This window comes from Streptomyces sp. ID05-26A, assembly GCF_033794685.1.
Lineage (GTDB): Bacteria > Actinomycetota > Actinomycetes > Mycobacteriales > Pseudonocardiaceae > Lentzea.
Genome location: NZ_JARAYZ010000010.1, coordinates 137895 through 160232 on the forward strand (window position 1 = coordinate 137895; position 22338 = coordinate 160232).

Below are 22338 nucleotides of genomic sequence, written 5' to 3' on the forward strand. Positions count from 1 at the left end.
CCCGATACTGCCCGGCCGCACGAAGAAGGCCCCGGTCGTGACGACCGGGGCCTTCCTCGATCTTCTGGCGACTCAGGCGCCGAACCCGACCTTGCGCGAGTCCTGCGGGCCGATCTCCACGTACGCGACGCGGCCAGCGGGCACGACGAAACGCGCGCCCTTGACGTCCACCAGCGACAGCACGCTGGACTTGCCGGACACCGCGTCCGCCACCAGGGTCTCGACCTCGGACGGGTTGAGCTCACTGGTCACGACGAGTTCGCGTCCGCTGTCCGCGACGCCGATCCTGACCTCCACGCTGACCTCCGTGCTCAAGAGAAAACTCTGATCGCGAGCCTACCTAGCCGAGACCCAGCTGCGTCATGCGCCGCGCGTGCGACTGCTGGAGACGCCGGAACAGCTGACCGATCCCGGCGAGGTCTCCCGACCCCCGCACGATGAGCTCCGAGAGCCCGTCCCGCTCCGCCACCACGTACTGGGCCTGCGTCAACGCTTCTCCGAGCAGCCGGCGGCCCCACAGCGCGAGCCGGTCGCGCACCCGCGGATCGGCCTCGACGGCGGCCAGGACTTCGCGTTCAGCGAACGCCGAGTGACCCGTGTCGGCGAGCACGTGGAGCACGAGCTCCCCCGTCGGCTCGTCCAGCCACGTCGCCACCTCGCGGTAGAAGTCGGCCGCGAGCCCGTCACCGACGTAGGCCTTCACCAGCGACTCGAGCCACGACTTGGGGCTCGTCGACTCGTGGAACGCGTCGAAGCCCTTCACGAACGGCGCCATCGCGTCCTCGACGGCGATGCCCTCGGTGGCGAGGTGCTTCTGCAGCAACGTGAAGTGCCCGATCTCGGCCGCGGCCATCTGTGCGAGCGCCGCGCGCCCCGCCAGTGTCGGCGCCGAGCGCGAGTCCTCCGTCATCCGGTCGAAGGCCGAGAGCTCGCCATATGCAACCGCTCCCAGAAGATCGACAACACCCTCCGCAACACCCATGAGACGCAACCCTAGTGGTCAAATGTGTCTTGCCAGGTAGAATGGGCACGGGACGCCCGGCGTGACGAGTGTGACGACCACGCTGCGCGGCGTTGAAATGGTGCGCGTACACCTTTCCCGCAGCTGCTCATCGAGCGCGGTCGAGAGGCCCGGCCAGGGCTCGTACGCGCTTGGTACGAGAGAGGCTGATCACCCTGACCGCTGAAGTAGAAGCACATCTGGACCCGGTTCTCCTGGAACACAGCGAGGCCGGAGTCCCCGAAGAAGACACGTCGCACCCGCTGCTGGCAGACGCCCCGGTGCAGTCCGAATCCCCCACGTTCGCCGAGCTCGGCGTGCGTGAAGAGATCGTCAAGGCTCTCGGCGAGGCGGGCATCATCCGCACGTTCGCCATCCAGGAGCTCACCCTTCCCATCGCGCTCGCCGGTGACGACGTCATCGGCCAGGCGCGCACCGGCACCGGCAAGACCCTCGGGTTCGGCGTGCCGCTGCTGCACCGCGTCGACCTTCCCGGCGACGGCACCCCGCAGGCCCTGGTCGTCGTTCCCACCCGTGAACTGTGCCTCCAGGTCGCCCACGACCTCACCGACGCCGCGCGCCACCTGGGTGTGAAGGTCGCCGCCATCTACGGCGGCATCCCCTACGAGCGGCAGATCGCGCAGCTCCGCAAGGGCGCCGACGTCATCATCGGCACGCCCGGCCGCCTGCTCGACCTGGCCGAACAGCGCCACCTGGTGCTCGGCAAGGTCCGCATGCTGGTGCTCGACGAGGCCGACGAGATGCTCGACCTGGGCTTCCTGCCCGACATCGAACGCATCCTCAACATGGTCCCCGACCAGCGTCAGACGATGCTGTTCAGCGCGACCATGCCCGGCCCGATCATCACGCTGGCCCGCACGTTCCTCACGCAGCCGACGCACATCCGGGCCGAGGAGAACGACGCCGGCCAGACGCACGAGAACACCTCGCAGTTCGTCTACCGGGCGCACTCGATGGACAAGCCGGAGATGCTGGCCCGCGCGCTGCAGGCCCGCGACCGCGGTCTGACCATGGTGTTCGCGCGGACCAAGCGGACCGCGCAGAAGGTCGCTGACGACCTGACCGAACGCGGGTTCGCCGCGGCCGCCGTGCACGGTGACCTGGGCCAGGGCGCGCGCGAGAAGGCGCTGCGGGCGTTCCGCGCCGGCAAGGTCGACGTGCTGGTCGCCACGGACGTCGCCGCGCGCGGCATCGACATCGACGACGTGACGCACGTCATCAACTACCAGTGCCCCGAGGACGAGAAGACGTACGTCCACCGCATCGGCCGCACGGGCCGTGCCGGGCGCACGGGTGTCGCGGTCACGTTCGTCGACTGGGACGAGACGCACCGCTGGGCCTCGGTCAACGACCTGCTGGGCCTCGGTCAGCCGTTGCCGGTGGAGACGTACTCCACGTCCGACCACCTGTACAACGACCTGGGCATTCCGTCCGGTTCCACGGGCCGGTTGCCGCTGAGCCACCGCACCCGCGCCGGCCTCGACGCGGAAGAGGAGGAGCAGCTCGACACCGGCAAGCGCAAGCGCCGCAGCACTGGCAGTCGTCGCACCGGCTCCGCCCGCACCGAGGGCGAGCAGGCCGTGGAGACGAACGAGGAGACCAGGCCGAAGCGGTCCCGCTCGCGCACGCGCAGCCGCGCCGGCGTGACGCAGGAGGGCGAGCAGACGCAGGCGTCCGCGCCCGAGTCCGCCGAGAAGTCCGGCTCGGACAAGCCGCGCAGGCGTCGGCGTCGCCGAAGCTCTGCCGAACAGGCCGCACCTTCGGCAGACTGATCACATGTCGTCCCCCGGTTCCGACGTCACCGACGTCGAGGACGTTCTCGACGAGCCCGCGCACGAGGCCGTGCCCGCCGCAGAACGTCCGCCCGCCCGGTCCTGGCGCACCCGCGCCGACTTCGTCGCGATCACGCTGATCGCGGTGGTGTCGGTCACGGCGTCCGTGCTGACCTGGGCGTTCAGCGATGCTCGCGCCACGACGTCGGTCACCGGGCCGTCGTCGTGGGAGCCGCTGCCCGAAGTGGCCACGCTGCCGCCGTCGCTCGCCGAGGTCTGGCGCGCGAAGAGCGGCGCCTCGCTGTCCCCCGTGGTCGTGCAGACCGCGTCGAAGGACACCGGCGAGGAGAAGCCGTCGACGGTCGTGACCGGCGACGGCGGCGAGGTCCACGGGCGCGACCCGCTGACCGGTGACGTGCGCTGGACGTACGGGCGCGACCTGCCGCTGTGCGTCGTGAGCACGGCGTGGGGCCGGGCGATGGCGTTGTACTCCAAGGGCACGAACTGCTCCGAGCTCACGTCGCTCGACGGCATCACCGGCGAGCGGCGGGCCCAGCGCAACGGTGACGCGGAACCGGGCACGGCACTGCTCAACGAGGGTTCGCACCTGATCACCACGGGGTCGAAGTTCGTCGAGGTCTACCGGCGCGACGACCTGGTGCGGTCGCTCGAGTACGGCGGCCTGCGCGCGATCGTGAACCCGGGCAAGCAGCCGCGCGTGGGCTGCACGTACGGCTCGGTGGCCGTGACGAGCGGCAAGTTCGCGATGATCGAGCGCTGCCCGGACGACGCGTCGGACCGGGTGACGATCCTGAAGCCGAACCCGGACAAGTCCGACGAGCCCAAGGTGTTCGGCAGTTCCGTCACCGGCAGCAAGAACGCGCAGGTCGTGGCCATCACCGAGAAGCTCGTCGCGGTGGCGATGCCGGGCCCGAACAGGCTCGTGACGTTCGACGCGGAGACCGGCAACCAGGTCGGCGAGGTAGCGCTCGACATCCCCGACGCCGACTTCACCGACCCGCCGAACCACGTGGCGCGCGTCTTCACGACGAAGACGAACGCCTTCTGGTTCACCGGTTCCCGCACGGTCGCGCTGTCTCTGGAGACGCTCACTCCACTGTGGACCGCCGAGGGCACGCTGGGCGCCGGTACGACGCTCGCGGGCCGCGCGCTCATCCCGGTGAAGGAGGGCCTGCGGGTGTACGAGCAGGCCACCGGTGCTGTCGTGGGCACGATCCGGCTGAACCGCGAGGGTCACACGGGCCCTGTGCAACTCGCCACAGCCGGTCCCGTCGTCCTCGAGCAGCGTGGCGAAACCCTGGTCGCGCTGCGATAGTTCAGCTCGTGTACTCGCAGATCAGCCCGCACCGGGCACATCGCGTCGACTTCCCGGGCCGCTACGGCACGATCGCGGCGTTGCGCGCGCCCGCTGTGAGCGACGACGCGATGCGCACGACCGTGCTGCTCGTGCCGGGATACACGGGTTCCAAAGAGGACTTCGCGCCGATGTTCGACCCGATCGCGGACGCGGGTTTCGAGGTCGTCGCGATCGACCTGCCGGGCCAGCAGGACTCGCAGGGCCCGGACGACGAGGCGCTCTACCGGCCGGGCCCGCTCGGGTCGGTGCTCGCCGAGCTGATCGGGAAGATCGCGGCGGACGGCCGGAAAGTCCTGCTGCTCGGCCATTCCTACGGCGGCCTGGTGGCACGGGCGGCGGTGTTCGCGGGTGCCCCGGTCTCGGGGCTCACGCTGCTGTCGTCCGGCCCGTCCGAACTGCCCGCGGGAGACCGCCGCACGGTGCTGGACATCGGCGAGCACGTGCTGGCCGAGCAGGGCGTCGAGGGCACCCATCGGCTGAACGAGCTGCGGTCGCAGCAGAACCCGGCGTACGCGGTGCTCCCGCAGGAGCTGAAGGACTTCTACCGCACCAGGTTCCTCAAGTCGCAGGCGGCGGCGTTGCTCGGCATGGGCAACGGGCTGCGCTCCGAACCGGACCAGGTCGCGAAGCTCGCGCGCACGCTGCGGTCGTCCGGCGTGCCCTGCCTGGTGGTGTGCGGCGACTCGGACGACGCGTGGTCGCCCGCCGTCCAGCGCGACATGGCGGAGCGGCTGGACGCGGACTTCGCCGTGCTGCCGGGCGTGATGCACTCGCCGAACACCGAGGCGCCGCTGGACCTCATCGCCACCCTGCTGCCGACGTGGCGGGCCTGGCTGAGCTCCTGATCCGCACTGCGTTGGCACGCAAGAGCTTCCTCACGTGCCAACGCGACCGCTCACGGCGTCACGGGCGGATCTGGATCTCACCATCGTGCGTCGCGGAGTGCGGCCACGCGCTCAGCTCGGCCTTGGCGTAGGCCGTCCCCCAGCGGAACGCGCGGTTCTGCGCCGTCACGCTGAGCTTGACGGTCTGGAACGCGCCCGTGCACGTGACGCTCTTCGACGTCCCTCCGGACGCCACGCCACCCAGCACGGTCTGGCTGAGGCTGATGTTCACGAAACCCTGCGGCGTGGTGGCCGGGCAGGAGAACGTCACGTCGACCTCGACCGCGGCCCCCAGCGCCTTCCACTTCGCCGGCGACTCGACTCTGACCAGAGCCTGCGAGGGCGACTGCGCGCTCACCTCGGCCATGACCGGCGCGATGGACGCGAGGATCGCGCCACCCGCGACCGCCACGACCGCCGCCGTCTTCCCCGCGGTCAACTTCTTCATGCTGCTGTCCCCTCTCTCATCCCGTCCTCTGTGGACGGAAACCCCAGACCGGCGCAGAGGCCGGTGACGATCAGAACGGCCGGCAGGTGCCACAGGAAGTCGAAACCGCTGTGCACCAGCACGACGACGACAGCCGCTGCCGCTCCGGCCCACAACGGAGTGCCGCGCCCGCGCCACAAGGCGATCAGCACCGCGGTCACGACCCCCAGCGCGGCCAGCAAGCCGACGACCCCCAGTTCCACGAGCACCTGGAGGTACTCGTTGTGCACATAACGCATCACACGGGCGCCTTCGTTGCCCCGGTCGAAGAAAAAAGATCCATTCCCCGGACCGGTTCCGAGCAACGGCGTCCGCGCGACGAGGTCCAGCGCGGCACCGGTGGCCCCGGAGCGGTCGGGTGAGCTGAACGAGACGCGCGTGGCCAGGCGGTCGGCGTAACCGAACGCGGCCACCGCGCCACCGGCGAGCACCAGCAGCACCACCGGTACGGCGAACCGGCCGAGCCTGGGCAGACCCACCGCGACCAGGGCACCGGCGACCAGTCCCGCGACCGCGATCAGTGGTTCCGGCTCGTCGGCCACCCGCATCGACGGCAGCAGGGCACCCACCGCCAGCACGGCCCCGAGCAGCGGTGGCACGGCGGCGGTCAGCGTCGCCACGACACCCCGGAACGCGCACAGCGCCAGCAACCCGGCGAGCAGCGCGATCACCCCGGCACGGCTCATCGTCGCGCCAATTCCCGCGCACAGCAGGAAACTCATCACCGCGGTGAGCAACGTCGGCCGCAGGACCAGCGACAACACGGCGATCGCCGCCATCACCGCGGCGGCGGCGTTCGGGTAGGTCAGGGTCGATCCCGCCCGCAGCAACCCCTCCGCGACCGTCGACCACGACGGCAGCCGGAACACCACGGCCACCCACGCGGTGAACCCGATCAGCGCGCCGACACCGGTGAGGACCGTCGCGAGCAACTCGCGCTGGTCGCGATCAGCCTGTGCCGCAACGACCGCGGCACCGACGAAGACACCCGCGGCGGCCGCCGACGGCAGTCCCGAGAGCACGTCGCCTTCGAGCAACCCCCGCAGCAGAGCCCACGCCGCGAACGCTCCTCCCAGTGCCACGAGGAGGTTCGGTCTCGGCCGGACCAGCACGACGGCCACTCCCACGAGCAGCCCGGACAACACCCGGCCGGGCAGGTAGTACCCGCCCTGCGCGACCACGGCCGCGGCGAACGCCGCGACCACCAGCAACACCGGCACCGGCAACGCGACCGAATCTCGGCGCGCGCCAACGACTTCCCCCACGCCCATCGGCTTCCCCCAAATGATCGAACCGCCTCCCCAAGCGGATCGAGAGCACACTGTAGGTGCCGGAGGGCCCAGGCGGAAGTGCGATTGTCCAGTCAATGACCCAGGACGGCGACGAAGGCGCCGAGCAGCATGAACGGCCCGAAGGGCAACGCGTCCTCGAGCGTGATCCGCCGCAGAAGCAACAGGACCAGTGACACGACGGCCGACAGGACGAACGCGAGGGCGGCGCCGAACACCAGCTCCGGCCAGCCGAGCCAGGCGAGCGCCATCCCGACGACCCCGGACAGCTTCACGTCGCCGAAGCCCATTCCGGCGGGGTTGACGAACTCCAGCACGCGGTAGACGAACGCGAGCGCCAGTCCGCCGAGCACCGCCCTGCCGAGCGCGCCGAACGTGCCGCCGGTCAGCGCGGCCACGGTGAGAAGCAGCAGCACCAACGGGTACGCGGGCAGCGTCAGCACGTCCGGCAGCCGGTGCACGGCCGTGTCGATGAACGCCAGCGCGACCCCGACGGCGCCCAGGCAGGCGAAAGCGAGCACCTCGGCCGAGCCGGCGAACTTGGTCGCGAGCACCGCGAGAACGGCCGCCGACACCAGCGGCAGCGCGAACCCGGTGGGCGTGAACCGGCCGACCAGCCCGCGCAGCGCGACACCCGAGGCGAGTCCGCCCAGAGCACCGCCGGCTGCCCAGAGAACCATCATGCGGCGACGGTAGAGCGGCTACGATCGCGACGGAACGTGACGACGGCCGATCTGACCGAGGGGTCTACGGCGTGTCCCCCGAACGGCCGACAACGTCCTCCGATCTGCGGTTTCGTGCCACCTCATCGCCCGATACCGGCGGTCGACCCCTGTCACGCAGAGTTGCGGCATCCCGAATCGGATCTCACATCCTCAGGAGACCGCCATGCTCACCTTCCTCAGCTACGTGCAGACGTTCCTCACCCGCACCCGGCGCGAAGACGACGACAGGGGCGCGACCGCCGTGGAGTACGGCCTGATGGTCGCCCTGATCGCGATCGTCATCATCGCGGGTGTCACGGCGGTCGGCGTCAACCTCCTGGCCCTGTTCACCGAGATCGCCGGCGAACTGGTCTGACGGTGCGGCGTCCGCGCGAATCGGACCGCGGCGCCACGGCCGTCGAGTACGGCCTGGTGCTGGCGTTGATCGCGGTCACCGCGTTGGTGGCCGTCACGGCCGTCGGCGAGAACATGGCCGCCATGTTCGAGCTCGTCGCCGACGTCATCGATGGCTGAAGTCTCCTGTTCCCGCGCGGCCGGCGCTCCCCTCCGCCGGCCGCGCGCCTTTCTTCGGAGCGGTCATGACGAACCTTGCTCGCGATCGCGGCGCGACCGCTGTCGAAGTCGCCCTGCTGATGCCGATCGTGCTCGTGCTGGTGATGGGCATCGTGGACTTCGGCTGGGCGGTGCGCGCCCAGATCACCCTGACCCAGGCCGCTCGTGAAGGCGTCCGGGTGGCAGCACTCGGACAGCCGAATCCCGGTGGTCGCACCAAAGCGGCCGCCACCAGCCTGAACCCCGCTGAGGTCGGCGTGTCGGTCACCGCCTGCCCGGCCGGCGGCAAGCCCGGCGAGAGCAGTGCCGAGGTGACGGCCACCCACACGTACGACTTCATCACGCCGGTCGGCGGACTCGCCGGACTGTTCGGCGGCGGTGGATTCGGCGCCCCGATCTCCTTGAGCGCCACGGGGGTCATGCCATGTGGATGACGAAGGACGACAGAGGTGCGCTCGGCGTGCTGTTCGCCATCCTGCTCGGGTTCGGCGTCCTGCTCGGCATGGGCGCGATCGTGATCGACGTCGGTTTTCTCTACAAGGAACGGGCCGAGCTCCAGAACGGGGCCGACTCCGGTGCGATCGCCGTCGCCCAGACCTGTGCCGACGAGATCTGCCTGGTGAACAAGTCCAACTACTTCGCCAACCACAACGCGAGGGACGGTTCGTCCACTGTGGACGTGGTGTGCGGGTACGACAAGGGTGGCGGGCTGCCCTCGTGCCCCGCGGCCACGGGCAAGATCACGGACTGTCCCGCGAAGCCCGCCGCCGGCGTCACCTACGTGGACGTGCACACCTCGACGCAGACCTCCGGCGGAGGAACGCTGCTGCCGCCGATGTTCGCCCGTTCGTTGATCGGCAACGGCTCCTACGAGGGCTCACGCGTCGCCGCCTGCGCCCGTGCCCAGTGGGGTCCGCCCAAGACCGCGACCACGATGGCGATGACGATCTCGTGGTGCGAGTGGAACGAGGCGACCTCGAACGGCACGAAGTTCCCTCCCGACGTGACACCGCTGTCCGCGCACCGCGTGCTGAAGCTGCACACCACCGGTGGCACGACGTGCCCGAGCGGCCCGGCGGGGTCGGATGGTCCCGGCATGTTCGGCTGGGTCGACGACACCGGCTCCGACTGCTCGGTGTTCATCAGCAACAACACCTACAGCGCGAACACCGGCGCCTCCGCCGGCAACGACTGCAAGTCCGCGCTGGCGGCGGCGTTCAGCTCACGCGAGGCCGTCTACTTCCCGATCTACACCAAGGTCACCGGGACCGGCACCGGCGGCACCTACACGCTCGCGGGCTTCGCGGGGTTCGTCGTCACCGGCTACTGGCTGCCCGGCGCGAACCAGAAGGACTGGCTGACCAACAAGAACGAGTGCAAGGGCTCGGACAAGTGCGTCGCCGGCTACTTCGTCGAGGACCTCATGCCCAACACCGGCACCATCGGCGGCCCCGACCTCGGCCTCCGCATCGTCCAGCTCATCGGCTGATTCCAGGAGTCGTCATGAAGAACCGCGCATTCATCATCGTCCTGGCGGTGTTGCTGGCCATCTGCGGCAGCGCCGGGGTGTTCCTCTACGTCCGCGGCGCCGACTCCCGCGCCATCGCGGGTCAGCAGGCCGTCACCGTGCTGGTCGCGAAGGACCGCATCCCCGCGGGCACGAGCGCGGAGGGGTTGAAGGACCTGGTCGAACCGCAGCAGATGCCCAAGAGCAGCGTCCCGGAGAACGCGATGTCCGAAGTGGACTCCTCGGTGACGAAGCTCGTGACGTCGTCGGAGATCTCCGAGGGGCAACTGCTCACCAAGGCCCTGTTCACCGAGCAGGCGTCACTGGCCAAGGGCATCTCGATCCCGGACGGCATGATCGCCGTGACCGTGCCGACGGAGGCCTGGCAACGCGCGGGCGGGCTCATCCAGAAGGGCTCGAAGGTCGCGGTCTTCGACACGTTCACCGTGATGGACGGCAAGGGCAACACGCCGGCCGGTGACGGGCTTTCCAAGCAGTACGAACGAAACCAGTCCACCCGTCTGCTGCTGAGCAGCCTCGAGGTGCTCTCCGTGGTCGACGAGAAGAAGGCGGCCGAGGACGGCGACGTCGGCAAGGCGATCGTCACGGTCGCGGTGAAGCAGGCGGACGCGGAGAAGCTGATCCACGGCCAGCAGACGGGAACGCTCTACTTCGCGCTGCTCGGCGGCAAGTCCGAGATCGCGCCGGGCAACGGCGTCGACAACCGCTCCCTGTTCGGAAACTGAGGCGTGCCATGACGATCCTGTGCGAACCGGCCGCGCTCGCCGGACAGCTCTCCCCCGCGCTCGGCGGTGACGTCCGGATCGCGGACACCCTGGGCGAGGCCTCGCGGTCGCTCGCCACCGACCCCCTGGAGACCCTCGTCGTCATCGGTTCGGCCATCGACCTGGACGAGGCGCTGGCGTTCACCGCGGGACTCCGGGTCGAACGCCCGTCGGCCGGCGTGGTGCTGCTGCGGGACGTGCTCGACGTCGTGGTGCTGACCCGTGCGCTGCGAGCCGGTGTGCGGGAGGTCGTCGCGCGGGACGACCTCACGGCGCTGGTGGACGCCTGCACGCGGTCCCGTGCGCTGTCCGCACAGGTCACCGGGGTGCCGTCGCCTCGCGCCGACGAGCGCAGGAACGGCCAGGTGATCACGGTGTTCGCCGCGAAGGGCGGGTGCGGCAAGACGACGCTGGCAGTCAACCTGGCCGCGTCGCTCGCGGCCGGCGGTGAGCGGTCGGTCTGCCTGGTGGACCTCGACCTCGCGTTCGGCGACGTCGGCATCTGCCTGCGCGCCGAGCCGGTCCGCACGATCGTGCACGGGCTCGGCATGGTCGGCCACGTCGACGCGGCGGGGGCGTCGTCGCTGCTCACGGCGTGCCGGCCGGGGCTGAGCGCGTTGCTCGCGCCGGTCGAGCCCGGTGACGCGGAACGGATTCCGGCGGCGCTCGTCGGCGAGCTGCTGGAGGTGCTGCCGACGATGTTCGACCACGTCGTGGTGGACACGCCGTCCGCGTTCAGCGAGCACGTGCTGGCCGCGATGGACGCCTCGCACCACCACGTTCTGCTGACCACGCCGGACGTGCCGGCGTTGAAGAACCTGCGCGTGACGCTCGACATGCTGGACCTGCTCTCGTACGCGCACGACATCCGCTCGGTCGTGCTGAACCGGTCGGACGCGAAGGTCGGGCTGACGATGGACGACATCGATCGTGTTGTGCGCAGCGACATCCGCGCACACGTGCCGTCGAGCCGCGACGTGCCGATCTCGGTCAACAAGGGCAACCCGATCGTCCTCGACTCGCCCAAGCACCCCGTCAGCGAGGCCATCTCGCGGTTCGGCCGTGAACACGTGCTCGCCGAGCCCGCTGCCGCCGCCAAGTCCTCGAAGAGGTGGTTCCGATGAGCCTGACCGACCGCATCGCCGCGCAACGGGAATCGTCGTCGCCGACGCCGCCGTTGCGTCGCCAGGCCCGCGCCGCCGACCCGTTCGCCGAGGTCAAGCGCAGCGTGCACGCGGGACTGCTGGACGTGCTGGGCCCGAAGCTCTACGACGCGCACCTCGACCAGCGCGAGCTCGAAACCCGTGTCCGCCAGACGTTGCAGGCGGTGCTGGAACGCGACGAGACACCGTTGACCAACGCCGACCGGGCCCGCATCGCGACGGAGGTGCTGGACGAGATCCTGGGCCACGGGCCGTTGGAGCCCTACCTCCGCGACGCCGGCATCTCCGAGATCATGGTCAACGGGTTCGACCAGATCTACGTCGAACGTGCCGGACGGCTGGAGCCGGTGCCCGTGGCGTTCGCGGACGAGTCGCACCTGCGCCGCACGATCGACAAGATCGTCGCCAAGGTCGGGCGGCGGGTGGACGAGGCGTCCCCGATGGTCGACGCGCGCCTGCCCGACGGCAGCCGCGTCAACGCCGTCGTGCCGCCGATCGCGCTGGACGGCTCGGTGCTGACGATCCGCAAGTTCGCCTCGGACCCGTTCACCGTGGACGACCTGGTCGGGTTCGGCACGCTGACACCCGCGACCGCGTACCTGCTGCAGTGCTGCGTGCAGGGACGGCTGAACGTCCTGATCGGCGGCGGCACCGGCTCGGGCAAGACGACGTCGCTGAACGTGCTGTCGTCGTTCGTGCCGGCCGACGAGCGGATCGTCACCATCGAGGACGCCGCCGAGCTGCAGCTGCGCCAGGACCACGTGCTGCGGCTGGAGGCCCGGCCGCCGAACGTGGAGTCGCGCGGTGAGGTGGCCGTGCGGGACCTGGTGCGCAACGCGTTGCGCATGCGGCCCGACCGGATCATCGTCGGCGAGGTCCGCGACGGCGCGGCGCTGGACATGTTGCAGGCCATGAACACCGGCCACGACGGCTCGATCACGACCGTGCACTCCAACTCGCCGCGAGACTCGTTGTCCCGCCTGGAGACCATGGTGCTGATGGCGGGCGTGGACCTGCCGGCACGGGCGATCCGCGAGCAGATGGCGTCCGCGATCGACCTGATCGTGCACCAGTCGCGGTTGAAGGACGGCACGCGGCGGATCACCCACATCACCGAGGTCGTCGGGATGGAGGGCGACATCGTGACGCTGCAGGACATCTTCTCGTTCGACTTCCACGCCGGGGTCGACGAGCGCGGGTTCTACCGCGGAACGCTGCAGTCGACCGGGTTGCGGCCGCACTTCGTGGAGCGGTTGCGGGACCGCGGGATCGACGTTCCGCCGCACCTGTTCGGAGGTGGTCCGCGATGACCCGGGCCGTTGCCGGTCTGCTGGCCGGCGTGCTGCTGACGCTCGTGTCCGGCGCTTTCGCCGTTGCCGCACCGAGTCGCGGGGTGGTGGTGTTGCTCGACAGCAGCGGGTCGATGGCGCCGGACCGGATCGTCGTCGCGCGGCAGGCGATTTCCACGTACGTGTCGTCGCTGCCCGCCGACGTCCAGGTCGGGCTGGTGGCGTTCTCGTCGCAGCCTTCGCTGGTGCTCGCGCCGACCGCGGACCGAGCTGCTTTCTCCGCCGCCCTGGGTGGGGTGCAGGCCAAGGGTGACACGTCGTTGTTCGACGCCGTGCCGGTCGGGTTGTCCGCGCTGGCGGGGATCTCCGAGCGGCGCATGGTGATCGTGTCCGACGGCGAGGACACCGTCTCGCGTTCCACTGTGGACTCCGCGGTGTCCGCCGTCGCGGCTTCCGGCGTGCCGACCGACGTGATCGGATTCCAGTACAGCGACGACGCCTTGAGCCGGATCGCGGGTGCGGCCGGTGGACGGTTGCTGACCGCTTCGGACGCCGCCGCGCTCGCCGCCGCCTTCGCTGCTCTGGCGGTGCCTTCTTCTGTTGTGACCGCCGCACCTTCCGTTGCCGCGCCGTTGCCCGCTGTCGTTCCGGTGTCGGCCCCTGGGCAGAACTGGGCGGCCGGGGTGTTGATCGCCGGGACGTTCCTGGTGGTGTTCTTCGTGGTGCTGATGGTGCTCACCCCACGCAGGTCTGCGGTGGGGCGCAGGCTCGAACGGCACCTGGAGCACTACGGAGCACAGGAACCCGTTGTGCAGGAGGAGAGTCAGGCCGCGCAGACGGCCGTCGTGTGGACCCGCCGGGTGATGAGCGAGGGCGGCGCGGCCAAACTCGCCGACCGGCTCGACCTGGCCGGGATGAAGGCGAGTCCGGCCGAGTGGACGCTGCTGCGGTTCTGCGCGGGTGCCGGGCTCGCCGCCCTGCTGACGGTGCTGACGACGTGGTGGATCGGCGTGCCGCTGGGCGCGTTGCTCGGCTGGCTCGCGGGGGCGCTGGTGGTGCGGTCGCGTGCCTCGAAGCGCCGTGCCGCGTTCGCCGACCAGCTCCCGGACGTGCTGCAACTGGTCGCGAGCTCGCTGAGGTCCGGTTTCTCGCTGGCCCAGTCGATCGACGCCGTCGTCCGCGACGACACCCAGCCCACCGCCGGCGAGTTCTCCCGCGCACTGGCCGCCACCCGGATCGGCGCCGAACTGGAGGACGCGCTCGACCGCGTGGCCACCCGGATGCGCAGCGCCGACCTGGCGTGGGTCGTGATGGCGATCCGCATCCAGCGGCAGGTGGGCGGCAACCTCGCCGAGGTGCTGATGAACACCGTCGCGACGATGCGCGACCGTGCGCAGACCCGCCGGCACGTCCGCGCGCTGTCCGCGGAAGGCCGCCTGTCCGCGTACGTCCTGGTGGGGCTGCCGATCTTCCTCGCGGGGTTCCTGTTCTGGTTCCGCGCGGAGTACATGCGGCCGCTCTACACGACGTTGATCGGCGTCGTGATGCTCTCGTGCGCCGCCGTGCTGGTCGTGCTCGGTTCGTTGTGGATGCGCAAACTCGTGCGCGTGGAGGTGTGACATGGCGCTGTACCTGGGTATCGGCTGCCTGCTGCTCGCGGTGTCCCTCGTTGCGTTCGCTCTGGTTCTCCGGCCACGCGCCACCGCCGCCGGCTCGCTGGCGTTGATCGAGACGAGCTACTCGGCCGCGGTGGTCGAGCGACCGGACACCGTCGCCTCGCCGTCGTGGTTGCGTTCGATCGCCCTGCGGCTGTCCCCGGCCGGAGTGGCGGCGGGCCTCCAGCAGCGCCTCGACCTGGCGGGCAACCCGGTCACGTGGACACCGGACCGCGTGCTCGCGGCCAAGGGCCTCGGCCTGCTGGTCGGCGCCGGCCTGGGCGGACTGCTCGGCGCCCGGTCGGTGGGCTGGCTGATCGCCGGTCTCGTGCTCGGCGCCGTGTTCGGCTTCTTCCTGCCCGACCTGCTGCTGCTCAACGCGGGCCAGAAACGCCAGGAGAAGATCCGCCGAGCCCTGCCCGACGCCCTCGACATGCTCACCGTGTGCGTGGAAGCAGGCCTCGGCTTCGACGCGGCCATGGCTCAGGTGGCCCGCAACACCTCCGGCCCGCTGGCCCAGGAATGCGCCCGCGTCCTGCAGGAGATGCAAATAGGAAAGTCACGCAACGAATCCCTGCGAGCCCTGACCCTGCGCACGACGGTAGCCGAACTGCGCGCCTTCGTCTCCGCCCTGGCCCAGGCGGGCGAACTGGGCGTCCCGATCGCCTCGGTCCTGCGCGAACAGGCCCGTGAAATGCGAGTCCGCCGCCGTCAACGAGCAGAGGAACAGGCCCAGAAAGTCCCGGTGAAAATCCTGTTCCCGCTGATCACGTGCCTGTTCCCGGCCATGTTCGTGATCATCATCGGCCCCGGCGCCATCAGCATCGCCCGCGTGCTGATGAATCTCTGAGCCCGTGGCCTTTTCGTTAGGCTTTTCGGTGTAACCAATTGATACGTCCGGTACGACATGCGGGTTGAACCTTCACCGAGAGGGGCAGCTCATGAGGTTGACCCGAGTTGTCGTCGTCGACGGACATGCCCTCACTCGCTTCGGCCTGAAGATGCTCGCCGCGCGAGAGACCGACCTTCTCGTGGTGGACGAGGCGGACACAGCCGCCGGAGCCCCGGCGGTCATAGCCGCGGCCTCTCCGGACGTGGTCACCGTCGGCGTGGGCCTGCCCGACGGCAACGGCCTGCGCCTGGCCAGAGAACTGCGCGACCGCTACCCGGCCCTCGGCATAGTCGTCCTGACCTCCCGCGGCGAGGACGACGTGCTCTTCCGTGCCCTGGAGACCGGCGCCTCGGCGTTCGTGTGCAAAACCGCCCCCGTCGAGGAGATCCTCTGCGCCCTCCGCCACGCGGCGGTGGCGGCCTCCTCGTTCACCGCCACGGGCCTGGCCACCGCCATGGCCCGCCGTCAGACCGCGGACCTGCTCCTGAGCCCGCGCGAGCGCGAGGTGCTCAACCTCCTGGGCGAGGGCGAGTCGATCCCGAAGATCGCCCGCATCCTGTTCGTCTCGCCGTCGACGGCCAAGACCTACGTCTCCCGCCTCTACGACAAGCTGGGCGTCTCGAACCGCGCCCAGGCGTTGATGGCGGCGCTGAAGGCCGGGCTGATCCAGAGCAACGCGGCGCCGGCCTGACCCCGGCCTAGGCCCACCAGAACGTCCACAGCGTCGCCCCGCTCACCACGAGCACCACGAGCGACGCGACCGGCGCCTTCCAGTCCGCGTACCGGTCAGCCACGATCTGCGCACCGACCACCAGCAGCGCCGCCACGACATGCGCGACGACGGACAACGTGCCGGGCCCGGGCAGGTCGCGGGAGTTCGCGTAGAACTGGACGCCGATGTTCCCCAGAGCGAGCAGCACCATGCCCACGGCGAGCACACCACTCACGGCGCGCAGGAATCCGTAGGTCCGCGACGGTCGCTTTGCTGCTTCGACGTCCACCCAAGCCACCCTACGGGTCGACGGGTGCGCGGGCAGTCATGGCCCGAACACCCTGGGACGGCTACGGCAAAAGCCGTACTCCTACGGCGCCAGCAACGCCCACGGTTCGATCGACGGCGCCGCCGCCTGCCCCTCCGCGCAACTCCGCCGGAAGTCGCACCACTGGCACTGCCTCCCCGTCACCGGAGGGAAGAGGATCTCCTGATCCCCGCCGGCCTTCAGGGTCTCCGTGGCCAGGTCGATCTCGTCCGCCGCCTCCTCCGCCCGCCGGACGTGCCGGGCGAGCGACTCCTCCGTGTGCTCCCAGGTGGCGATCGAGCCGGACGGCAGGTGGTGCAGCTCGACTCGGCGGCACGGCTTGCGCAGGGTGCGGCGGGCCGCCAGGGCGTACAGGGCGAGCGCCTGGGAGCCTCGGGCGTCGTCCGAGGTCAGGACGTGGCGGCCGGTCTTGTAGTCGACGATGACCAGTTCGCCGTCCCGGTGGTCGATGCGGTCGACCCGGCCCTCGGCCACGATGCGGTCCGTCGGGGAGGAGACCCAGCGCTCGACGCCCAGCGGTTCGAAGTCGACGTCCAGCGCGGAGACGTACTCGTGCACCCAGCCCTGGGCGCGGGTGCGGTACTCGGCGGCCTGGTCGACGTCGCGGAAACCCTCGGACTTCCACTGGCGGTTGAGCAGGGCCACGGCCTGGTCCGGCGTGCGGCGCTCGGGCGGCAGGTCGAAGAGGGCCTTCAGGGCGTTGTGGACCACGGCGCCCAGCGTGTTGTGCGCCCAGGCGCCGCCCCGCGGGGGCGAGGGCCGGTCGAGGTACGTCATCCGGAAGCGGCGCGGGCAGCTGGTCCACGTCGACAGCTTCGCGGGCGTGACGCGCACGAGCCGGCGGGGTGCCGCGGTGCCGAAGTCGAAGCCGAGTTGTTCCACCCCAACCAAGTTACTCAGGCCCCCTGACAGTGTTGGATCGCCCCTGCTCCGCAGATGGCGGCGAGTTCGTCGGGAAGTCGGTCGTCCGCCCGAATCGGCGGTCGACCGGACGACCGACACGAACTCGCTACATTCCGCGCATGGAGATCTGGCACAACCCGCGCTGTTCCAAGAGCCGCGCCGCCAAGCAACGCCTCGACGACGCCGGCGTCGACTACACCGAACGCCGCTACCTCGACGACGCGCCGTCGGCCGAGGAGCTCGACCACGTCCTCACCCTCCTGGACAAGCAGCCCTGGGAGATCGCGCGCACCAAGGAACCCGCGTATCCGAAGACCCTCGAACACGACCGCGCGAAGTGGATCGAGCACATGGTCGCCAACCCGGGCCTGATCGAACGGCCGATCATCATCGACGGGGACAGCGCGCACATCGAGCGCTAGACGCCAGAGGTGATGAACCCCTGCACGGACGACGCGACGAGCTGCACGGCGATCGCGGCCAGCAGCAGACCGGCGATCTTGGCCATCAGCAGGATCCCGCTCTCCTTGAACACCTTGATCAGCAGCCCGGCGGACCGCAGCGTCCCCAGCAGCACGAGGTGCACGGCCACGATCGCCGCGGCCAGCGCCAGGTAGGAACCCCAGGCGCCGTCGGCCTGGCGCACGAACACGATCGTCGCGGCGATGGCACCGGGGCCCGCCAGCAGCGGCGTCCCCAGGGGCACCAGGGCGATGTTCACGTCCTCGACCTCGGGATGGTTGGTCGCACCCTTGCCCGTCAGCAGGTCGAGGGCGATCAGCAACAGCAGCAGCCCGCCCGCGCCCTGCAGGGCGGGGATGCCGATGTGCATGTACGCCAGGATCGAGTTGCCCGCGACGGCGAACAGCGTGATGACCAGGAACGACACCAGCACGCCCTGCCGTGCCGCGCTCTTGCGGGCCTCGCGGGACTTGCGGCCCACCAGGCCCAGGAAGACCGGCACGGTCCCGGGCGGGTCCATGATCACCAGCAGCGTGATCGAGGCCTCGATGAAGAGCCGCAGGTTGAACACGAGAACACCGCCCTATCCCACGAGGATCTTGCAGCCCGTCGCCCTCTCGGCCAGAGCATCCAGCATCTCCGGCGCCGTCGTCTCCGCGCCGAGCCGCACCGTCTTGTTCGTGCCGTGGTAGTCACTCGACCCGGTGACGATCAGACCCAGCGAGTCGGCGAGCTCCCGCAACGACCGCCGCGTCTCGGGATCGTGGTCCGGGTGGTCCACCTCGACCCCGAACAGACCGGCGGAAGTCAGGTCCCGCACGACCGAGGGCGCGACGACGGGGCCGCGGGAGCGGGCGAAGGGGTGGGCCAGAACGGTCACGCCGCCGGCCTCGGTGATCATCTCGATCGCGCGCTCGACGGGGGTGTCGGTGCGGCCCACGTAGTACTGGCCGCCGGTCAGGAACGTCGCGAACGCCTCGTCGACCGACGTCACCACCCCGGCGCGGATCAGCGCCTGGGCGAGGTGCGGGCGTCCGGCCGGCGCGTCGAACGGCAGGCGGGACATCAGGTCGACCGGGTCGATCGGGAAGCCGTCGGCCTGCATCATCTCGGCCATCTTCTGCAGTCGCGCACGCCGCTCCTCACGCAGGCGCGACTGCTCCTTCATCAGCATGGCGTGCGTCGGGTCGTACAGGTACGCCAGCAGATGAACGGTGATGGTGTGGCCGTAGCCGTCAGAGGAGGAACACGACAGTTCGGCGCCGCGCACGAGCCGCAGCCCGGACGGCAGCGCCGCCTCGGCCTCGGCCCAGCCGGCCGCCGTGTCGTGGTCCGTGATCGCCACCGCGTCGAGCCCGGCCAGGGCCGCCGCCCTCACCAGGTCGGCAGGGCTGTCGGTGCCGTCGGACTCGGACGAATGGGTGTGCAGATCGATGACCACGTCGTCCAGTGTGGACGACGTGATGAACGACCCGTGTTACGGGACCATCTTCTTGCCGCGCGCGGCGCGCTGGGCCTTGATCATCGAGAACCGCTCGGCCTGGGCCTTCTTGTCGCCGAAGGTCAGCTCCGAGATGGCGTCGTAGACCTCTTCGGGGTCCGGCAGGAACTCCAGGCGGTTCAACGCCTGGATCTGACCTGCCGACTCCACGATGAGCGTGCCGTAGCCGAACATGCGTCCGCCGACGGTGCGCTCGTAGGTGAGGTCGGTGACCTTGCTGATGGGCATCATCGCGACCTTGGTCTCGAAGACGCCCGAGGTCAGCATGAAGCGCTTGTCGGTGACGACGATGCGCTCCACCCACCACTCGATGATGAAGTAGGAGAGCCGCAGGAGGACCAGCAGCGCTCCGTACCACAGCACGTTCTGGATCACGGCCGCGTCCGCCGGAGCCAGGTACGAGATCATCATGAAGCCGACGAGCAGCGCCGCCGCCTCCAGGACGTCCCAGATCAGGGAGGTCCAGTGCCTGCGCACCCGGATGACCCGACGCTCGCTCGACAACAGGTAGTCGTCTGGATCACGTGGTGCGAACATGCGCTACCAGCCTTCCTGGTACCAGGCAGCCCTGTCTGACCTGCTCCACGCCACCTGACAGGTGGCTGGCACCAGACTAGAAGACGGAGCGCACGAACGTGATCAGAGCTTCGGCCGCGGTTCGCAGCGAGTTGAGGATGTTCTGCACGAGTTGGGCCGCCTGCTGGGGCTCCGCGATCAGGAAGAACAACAGCAAGGCGATTCCAGCGAAAGTGAGAATCTTCTTCAAGTTCACGGTGTCCACCCCGTCCGCGTCGCACCCGTTTGGCGCCGTTCGTGACCGTTGTACAGCACGATTCAGCACCTTGGGAGATTTGTACCGCAGCCGGGGTAGCGGACAGCACCGCCGATCCGGTGTGACTACGCTTCGTGATCGTGACGGCCAGCAGCAAGCGCACGATCCGTTGCGTCGGAGCCATCGTCCATGACTCGAACGGGCGACTACTGCTCGTGCGACGCGCCAATCCGCCTGGTGAGGGCATGTGGTCGATACCAGGCGGGCGCGTGGAGCCTGGTGAGACGGATGAGACGGCCGTGACTAGGGAAGTAGCGGAGGAAACGGGACTCTCCGTCACCGTCGGACGCCTCGTCGGCCACGTGGAGCGACCGGCCCCGAACGGGGTTTTCTTGATCTTCGACTACGAATGCCAGGTCACATCGGGTGTGCTCCGAGCGGGCGACGACGCATCGGATGTCGCTTGGGTCGACGGTGCGACCTTGGACACACTCCCGACCACCGACGGGCTCGTGGAAGCGCTCTCCGATTGGAACTGCCTGCCCAGGGCCTGATCAGGGTTCACGCGTTCGTGGCCGGCGCTCAACGCCAAACGAGACGTTGCCCGTGAGCCTCGGTGGTCGCCAGAGTGGTCGTCTCCACGCCTGCGTCACCGACACGGATGAGCCGCAGCTCACCGGCCTCGTGGGCGGCCCACCAGACTTCTCTGCCCAAAGCCGACAATGCGGGCACGAGGTCGAGCTCGGACCCACTCGTGATGACGACGAGCGGCGCGTCGATCGGCTCGACCGCCTTGGCGAGATCCGCGAGCGGGTCGCCCGCCACCAGGCGCGGCGGGTTCTTGCGCAGCACCCCGCACGCCACGCCGAACAGACGCAGGCGCTCCGGCTGGTCGGCCCACACGCAGGCCTCCAGCCACGCGTAGGCGTCCTCGTCGGTCAGGTCGGCGGGTGCGACCCCGATGCCCGCCTTCGCGGCCACCTTGACCGTCTTGGGCAGCTTCGGCAGCGCGGCGCCGGGAGCGAGCTCCAGCGCGCAGTGCAGCCCGAGCGCGGCCTTGGCCGGCCCCGCGACGACCTGACCGGCCTCCGCGGTCTGGTAGCGGTACGAGTACTGGTCGAGGCCGAGCAGCAGACCGGCCGTCGTCGCGACCTCCACGAGCCCGATCGGCCCGCCCGCCTGCTTGGCCGCGGCCGCGACGGCCGGGTAGAGCAGGGCCGCGCGCTTCACCTCGTTGGTCTGGATCACCTGCGTGCTCACCAGGGCCCGCACGCGGTCGCCGCGTTCCAGCAGGAAGTCCCGGAACAACGGCCAGGTGCTCTCGTCCGCGCCGTACGTCCCGCCGAGCGACGGGTAGTAGTTCGAGAGCTGGTGGAACGGCTCGGCCTGCACGAGCCGGTGCGCCGCCGCCAGCAGGAGTTCGCCCGTGGCGTTGTCCTCGCTGGCGGCGGTCAGCAGGTCGGCGACCTCCGGATCGGCGGCAGCACGCGACGCGAGGTGCTCGTAGAGCGGCGAGATCGCGGCCGCTTCCTCCGCGAACGCCCTCAGACGCTGCTGTGCGAGATCCAGAGAAGTCACTTCACTCCTTGGGTTCAGGCCGTCCCGGCTGTTCGCCCCCGCGGGCATCGCCGTAGGACTGCTTCGGCACCATGACCTTGCGCCTGAAGATGCACACGACCGTGCCGTCCTGCTTGTAGCCGCGAGTCTCCACGTAGACCACGCCCCTGTCGTCCTTCGACTTGGACGGCGTCTTGTCGAGCACCTCGGTCTCACCGTAGATCGTGTCACCGTGGAACGTGGGCTTCACGTGCCGCAGCGACTCGATCTCGAGGTTGGCTATCGCCTTGCCGGAGACGTCGGGCACGGACATGCCCAGCAGCAACGAGTAGATGTAGTTGCCGACGACGACGTTCTTGCCGAAGTCCGTCGTGTTCTCCGCGTAGTTCACGTCCATGTGGAGCGGGTGGTGATTCATGGTGAGCAGGCAGAACAGGTGGTCGTCGTACTCCGTCACCGTCTTGCCCGGCCAGTGCTTGTAAACCGCTCCGACCTCGAACTCCTCGTAGTACCGACCGAACTGCACCGCGCCTCCAACTACGTGTGATCGAGATCTGTCCCAGGTGGGGAGACAGTCTTCACACGGAGGGAGTACCCTCGGCAACCGGTGTGTGAGGATTTCCACCACCAGTGACTTCGCCCCGAGGAGGTGAGGACCCCTAAATGAGCAAGGACCCCCACCCTGCCAGTACCAAGCGCGTCCT

The 22338-nt window shown here is 69.6% G+C and carries 28 protein-coding genes; 15 read left to right on the top strand and 13 right to left on the bottom strand.

Features of this window, described 5'->3' with window-relative positions; translation table 11 throughout:
* Nucleotides 1-72: 72 nt before the first annotated feature.
* Nucleotides 73-315 (bottom strand): DUF3107 domain-containing protein, encoded by a 243-nt coding sequence (locus tag PV646_RS44380; protein ID WP_307789594.1) that lies wholly within the window; start codon nucleotides 313-315, stop codon nucleotides 73-75.
* A 25-nt stretch (nucleotides 316-340) separates the two neighbouring features.
* A complete protein-coding gene (locus tag PV646_RS44385) occupies nucleotides 341-982 on the bottom strand; it encodes a ferritin-like fold-containing protein (protein ID WP_500349178.1) in 642 nt (213 codons plus the stop codon).
* 170 nt (nucleotides 983-1152) lie between these two features.
* Here PV646_RS44385 and PV646_RS44390 point away from each other — a divergent pair, with 170 nt between their 5' ends.
* From PV646_RS44390 to PV646_RS44400, 3 genes are read left to right on the top strand one after another with little or no spacing between them, the layout of a single operon-like run.
* Nucleotides 1153-2793, top strand: coding sequence for a DEAD/DEAH box helicase (locus PV646_RS44390; protein WP_500349179.1), 1641 nt, complete (start codon nucleotides 1153-1155; stop codon nucleotides 2791-2793).
* A 4-nt stretch (nucleotides 2794-2797) separates the two neighbouring features.
* Entirely contained in the window at nucleotides 2798-4129 is a 1332-nt protein-coding gene (locus PV646_RS44395; protein ID WP_500349180.1) for an Rv3212 family protein, read from the top strand.
* 8 nt (nucleotides 4130-4137) lie between these two features.
* The gene (locus PV646_RS44400) at nucleotides 4138-5016 is read left to right on the top strand and encodes an alpha/beta fold hydrolase (RefSeq protein WP_500349181.1); all 879 of its coding nucleotides are present in this window, start codon (nucleotides 4138-4140) and stop codon (nucleotides 5014-5016) included.
* Between the two features lie 58 nt (nucleotides 5017-5074).
* Here PV646_RS44400 and PV646_RS44405 read toward each other — a convergent pair whose 3' ends face one another.
* The 3 genes from PV646_RS44405 to PV646_RS44415 form a co-directional block, all read right to left on the bottom strand.
* On the bottom strand, nucleotides 5075-5503 hold the full coding sequence (locus tag PV646_RS44405) for a hypothetical protein (protein ID WP_500349183.1): 429 nt from the start codon (nucleotides 5501-5503) through the stop codon (nucleotides 5075-5077).
* The gene (locus tag PV646_RS44410) at nucleotides 5500-6807 is read right to left on the bottom strand and encodes an O-antigen ligase family protein (RefSeq protein ID WP_500349184.1); all 1308 of its coding nucleotides are present in this window, start codon (nucleotides 6805-6807) and stop codon (nucleotides 5500-5502) included. The genes PV646_RS44405 and PV646_RS44410 overlap by 4 nt, the downstream gene beginning before the upstream one ends.
* 98 nt (nucleotides 6808-6905) lie before the next feature.
* Complete coding sequence (locus PV646_RS44415; protein WP_500349185.1) at nucleotides 6906-7514, bottom strand: prepilin peptidase; 609 nt, start codon at nucleotides 7512-7514, stop codon at nucleotides 6906-6908.
* Between the two features lie 205 nt (nucleotides 7515-7719).
* On the opposite strand from PV646_RS44415, the gene PV646_RS44420 reads away from it, so the two are divergent.
* From PV646_RS44420 to PV646_RS44465, 10 genes are all read left to right on the top strand, one after another.
* Entirely contained in the window at nucleotides 7720-7911 is a 192-nt protein-coding gene (locus PV646_RS44420; protein ID WP_439663379.1) for a Flp family type IVb pilin, read from the top strand.
* A gap of 2 nt (nucleotides 7912-7913) precedes the next feature.
* The gene (locus tag PV646_RS44425; RefSeq protein ID WP_500349188.1) at nucleotides 7914-8069 is read left to right on the top strand and encodes a Flp family type IVb pilin; all 156 of its coding nucleotides are present in this window, start codon (nucleotides 7914-7916) and stop codon (nucleotides 8067-8069) included.
* 65 nt (nucleotides 8070-8134) lie between these two features.
* Complete coding sequence (locus PV646_RS44430) at nucleotides 8135-8542, top strand: TadE/TadG family type IV pilus assembly protein (protein ID WP_500349189.1); 408 nt, start codon at nucleotides 8135-8137, stop codon at nucleotides 8540-8542.
* Nucleotides 8539-9597, top strand: coding sequence for a pilus assembly protein TadG-related protein (locus tag PV646_RS44435; protein WP_500349190.1), 1059 nt, complete (start codon nucleotides 8539-8541; stop codon nucleotides 9595-9597). The genes PV646_RS44430 and PV646_RS44435 overlap by 4 nt, the downstream gene beginning before the upstream one ends.
* Before the next feature lie 14 nt (nucleotides 9598-9611).
* The gene (gene cpaB / locus PV646_RS44440; protein ID WP_500349191.1) at nucleotides 9612-10361 is read left to right on the top strand and encodes a Flp pilus assembly protein CpaB; all 750 of its coding nucleotides are present in this window, start codon (nucleotides 9612-9614) and stop codon (nucleotides 10359-10361) included.
* 8 nt (nucleotides 10362-10369) lie between these two features.
* Nucleotides 10370-11524, top strand: a complete 1155-nt coding sequence (locus PV646_RS44445) for a CpaE/TadZ family protein (protein WP_500349193.1) — start codon at nucleotides 10370-10372, stop codon at nucleotides 11522-11524.
* Complete coding sequence (locus PV646_RS44450; protein ID WP_500349195.1) at nucleotides 11521-12873, top strand: TadA family conjugal transfer-associated ATPase; 1353 nt, start codon at nucleotides 11521-11523, stop codon at nucleotides 12871-12873. The genes PV646_RS44445 and PV646_RS44450 overlap by 4 nt, the downstream gene beginning before the upstream one ends.
* On the top strand, nucleotides 12870-14471 hold the full coding sequence (locus tag PV646_RS44455; protein WP_500349197.1) for a VWA domain-containing protein: 1602 nt from the start codon (nucleotides 12870-12872) through the stop codon (nucleotides 14469-14471). The genes PV646_RS44450 and PV646_RS44455 overlap by 4 nt, the downstream gene beginning before the upstream one ends.
* Nucleotide 14472: 1 nt before the next feature.
* Nucleotides 14473-15357: a type II secretion system F family protein gene (locus PV646_RS44460; protein ID WP_500349199.1), complete on the top strand. Its 885-nt coding sequence runs from the start codon at nucleotides 14473-14475 to the stop codon at nucleotides 15355-15357.
* A 91-nt stretch (nucleotides 15358-15448) separates the two neighbouring features.
* Complete coding sequence (locus PV646_RS44465) at nucleotides 15449-16090, top strand: response regulator transcription factor (protein WP_500349201.1); 642 nt, start codon at nucleotides 15449-15451, stop codon at nucleotides 16088-16090.
* Nucleotides 16091-16097: 7 nt separating this feature from the next.
* Here the strand turns inward: PV646_RS44465 and PV646_RS44470 are convergent, their stop codons facing one another.
* Together PV646_RS44470 and PV646_RS44475 are read right to left on the bottom strand one after the other, a co-directional pair.
* Complete coding sequence (locus PV646_RS44470) at nucleotides 16098-16400, bottom strand: hypothetical protein (RefSeq protein ID WP_500349202.1); 303 nt, start codon at nucleotides 16398-16400, stop codon at nucleotides 16098-16100.
* 81 nt (nucleotides 16401-16481) lie between these two features.
* Entirely contained in the window at nucleotides 16482-17321 is an 840-nt protein-coding gene (locus tag PV646_RS44475) for a RecB family exonuclease (protein WP_500349204.1), read from the bottom strand.
* Nucleotides 17322-17461: 140 nt separating this feature from the next.
* Between PV646_RS44475 and PV646_RS44480 the strand changes: the two genes are divergently transcribed.
* Nucleotides 17462-17764 (top strand): ArsC/Spx/MgsR family protein, encoded by a 303-nt coding sequence (locus PV646_RS44480; RefSeq protein ID WP_500349206.1) that lies wholly within the window; start codon nucleotides 17462-17464, stop codon nucleotides 17762-17764.
* On the opposite strand, the gene PV646_RS44485 is transcribed toward PV646_RS44480, so the two are convergent.
* From PV646_RS44485 to PV646_RS44500, 4 genes are all read right to left on the bottom strand, one after another.
* Complete coding sequence (locus PV646_RS44485) at nucleotides 17761-18375, bottom strand: MarC family protein (protein ID WP_452251428.1); 615 nt, start codon at nucleotides 18373-18375, stop codon at nucleotides 17761-17763. The genes PV646_RS44480 and PV646_RS44485 overlap by 4 nt on opposite strands.
* A 12-nt stretch (nucleotides 18376-18387) precedes the next feature.
* Nucleotides 18388-19245: a PHP domain-containing protein gene (locus PV646_RS44490; protein ID WP_500349208.1), complete on the bottom strand. Its 858-nt coding sequence runs from the start codon at nucleotides 19243-19245 to the stop codon at nucleotides 18388-18390.
* A 36-nt stretch (nucleotides 19246-19281) separates the two neighbouring features.
* Nucleotides 19282-19842, bottom strand: coding sequence for a PH domain-containing protein (locus PV646_RS44495; RefSeq protein WP_500349209.1), 561 nt, complete (start codon nucleotides 19840-19842; stop codon nucleotides 19282-19284).
* A 76-nt stretch (nucleotides 19843-19918) separates the two neighbouring features.
* Nucleotides 19919-20077, bottom strand: a complete 159-nt coding sequence (locus tag PV646_RS44500) for a hypothetical protein (RefSeq protein ID WP_169746024.1) — start codon at nucleotides 20075-20077, stop codon at nucleotides 19919-19921.
* 140 nt (nucleotides 20078-20217) lie between these two features.
* Between PV646_RS44500 and PV646_RS44505 the strand changes: the two genes are divergently transcribed.
* The gene (locus PV646_RS44505; RefSeq protein WP_500349210.1) at nucleotides 20218-20631 is read left to right on the top strand and encodes an NUDIX hydrolase; all 414 of its coding nucleotides are present in this window, start codon (nucleotides 20218-20220) and stop codon (nucleotides 20629-20631) included.
* A 28-nt stretch (nucleotides 20632-20659) separates the two neighbouring features.
* Here the strand turns inward: PV646_RS44505 and PV646_RS44510 are convergent, their stop codons facing one another.
* Together PV646_RS44510 and PV646_RS44515 are read right to left on the bottom strand one after the other, a co-directional pair.
* The gene (locus PV646_RS44510) at nucleotides 20660-21655 is read right to left on the bottom strand and encodes a DUF2332 domain-containing protein (protein ID WP_500349211.1); all 996 of its coding nucleotides are present in this window, start codon (nucleotides 21653-21655) and stop codon (nucleotides 20660-20662) included.
* 1 nt (nucleotide 21656) lies between these two features.
* The gene (locus PV646_RS44515; protein ID WP_396423530.1) at nucleotides 21657-22160 is read right to left on the bottom strand and encodes a MaoC family dehydratase; all 504 of its coding nucleotides are present in this window, start codon (nucleotides 22158-22160) and stop codon (nucleotides 21657-21659) included.
* Between the last annotated feature and the right edge of the window lie 178 nt (nucleotides 22161-22338).

What these genes read in the sequence shown, in the direction of transcription:
- PV646_RS44385 (WP_500349178.1), bottom strand. Translation starts at nt 982, where the DNA reads ATGGGTGTTGCGGAGGGTGTTGTCGATCTTCTGGGAGCGGTTGCATAT.
- PV646_RS44395 (WP_500349180.1), top strand. Translation starts at nt 2,798, where the DNA reads ATGTCGTCCCCCGGTTCCGACGTCACCGACGTCGAGGACGTTCTCGAC.
- PV646_RS44405 (WP_500349183.1), bottom strand. Translation starts at nt 5,503, where the DNA reads ATGAAGAAGTTGACCGCGGGGAAGACGGCGGCGGTCGTGGCGGTCGCG.
- PV646_RS44415 (WP_500349185.1), bottom strand. Translation starts at nt 7,514, where the DNA reads ATGATGGTTCTCTGGGCAGCCGGCGGTGCTCTGGGCGGACTCGCCTCG.
- PV646_RS44420 (WP_439663379.1), top strand. Translation starts at nt 7,720, where the DNA reads ATGCTCACCTTCCTCAGCTACGTGCAGACGTTCCTCACCCGCACCCGG.
- PV646_RS44430 (WP_500349189.1), top strand. Translation starts at nt 8,135, where the DNA reads ATGACGAACCTTGCTCGCGATCGCGGCGCGACCGCTGTCGAAGTCGCC.
- PV646_RS44435 (WP_500349190.1), top strand. Translation starts at nt 8,539, where the DNA reads ATGACGAAGGACGACAGAGGTGCGCTCGGCGTGCTGTTCGCCATCCTG.
- cpaB (WP_500349191.1), top strand. Translation starts at nt 9,612, where the DNA reads ATGAAGAACCGCGCATTCATCATCGTCCTGGCGGTGTTGCTGGCCATC.
- PV646_RS44445 (WP_500349193.1), top strand. Translation starts at nt 10,370, where the DNA reads ATGACGATCCTGTGCGAACCGGCCGCGCTCGCCGGACAGCTCTCCCCC.
- PV646_RS44450 (WP_500349195.1), top strand. Translation starts at nt 11,521, where the DNA reads ATGAGCCTGACCGACCGCATCGCCGCGCAACGGGAATCGTCGTCGCCG.
- PV646_RS44455 (WP_500349197.1), top strand. Translation starts at nt 12,870, where the DNA reads ATGACCCGGGCCGTTGCCGGTCTGCTGGCCGGCGTGCTGCTGACGCTC.
- PV646_RS44460 (WP_500349199.1), top strand. Translation starts at nt 14,473, where the DNA reads ATGGCGCTGTACCTGGGTATCGGCTGCCTGCTGCTCGCGGTGTCCCTC.
- PV646_RS44465 (WP_500349201.1), top strand. Translation starts at nt 15,449, where the DNA reads ATGAGGTTGACCCGAGTTGTCGTCGTCGACGGACATGCCCTCACTCGC.
- PV646_RS44480 (WP_500349206.1), top strand. Translation starts at nt 17,462, where the DNA reads ATGGAGATCTGGCACAACCCGCGCTGTTCCAAGAGCCGCGCCGCCAAG.
- PV646_RS44495 (WP_500349209.1), bottom strand. Translation starts at nt 19,842, where the DNA reads ATGTTCGCACCACGTGATCCAGACGACTACCTGTTGTCGAGCGAGCGT.